1 pseudogene is annotated in these 881 nt (G+C 68.2%); it reads right to left on the reverse strand.

Features of this window, described 5'->3' with window-relative positions:
• Positions 1-881, reverse strand: a pseudogene (locus tag K4B79_RS47465) (alpha-1,4-glucan--maltose-1-phosphate maltosyltransferase); the annotation flags it as partial.

An 881-nucleotide genomic window follows, 5' to 3' on the forward strand; every position in this document is an offset into this window, starting at 1 on the left:
TGGAGGGCGGGGTGCCGCCGCCGGATTCCGTTGAGTTTGGTGATGAGGGGGGCGATGGTGCGGCCCTCGCGTGCGGCGGTGTCCCAGTCGCGGGGTTTGAGCTGGTACTTCTCGGAGTCGAGGTATTCCTCGCTGCCGTCCCTCAGGGGGGTGTTCTCGCACAGTTCGTAGCCGCTGTAGATGCCCCAGGTGGGGGAGAGGGTGGCGGCCAGTACGGCGCGGACCTCGAAGGCGGGCCGGCCGCCGCGCTGGAGGTAGGCGTGCAGGATGTCGGGGGTGTTGGCGAAGAAGTTGGGCCGCATGTAGGCGGCCGCCTCCCCGGACAGCTCGCTCAGGTACTCGGTGAGTTCCTCTTTGCTGTTGCGCCAGGTGAAGTAGGTGTAGGACTGCTGGAAGCCGATCTGGGCCAGGGTGTGCATCATGGCCGGCCGGGTGAACGCCTCGGCCAGGAAGATCACGTCGGGGTCGGTGGCGTTGATGTCGGCGATGACCCGTTCCCAGAACAGCACCGGTTTGGTGTGCGGGTTGTCCACCCGGAAGATCCGTACCCCGTGGTCCATCCAGTGCCGCAGCACCCGCAGCGTCTCCGCGGTCAGGCCGTCGAGGTCGGCGTCGAAGGCGATGGGGTAGATGTCCTGGTACTTCTTGGGCGGGTTCTCGGCGTAGGCGATGGTGCCGTCGGGGCGGTGGTGGAACCACTCGGGGTGTTTGTGCACCCAGGGGTGGTCCGGGGAGCACTGCAGGGCGAAGTCCAGGGCGATCTCCAGCCCCAGCGCGGAGGCTTCGGCGACGAAGTGGTCGAAGTCGTCCAGGGTGCCCAGGGCGGGGTGGATGGCGTCGTGGCCGCCCTCGGGGGAGCCGATCGCCCAGGGCACGCCGAC

Origin of the sequence: Streptomyces lincolnensis, from assembly GCF_021173675.1 — a bacterium.
Classification (GTDB): domain Bacteria; phylum Actinomycetota; class Actinomycetes; order Streptomycetales; family Streptomycetaceae; genus Streptomyces; species Streptomyces lincolnensis_B.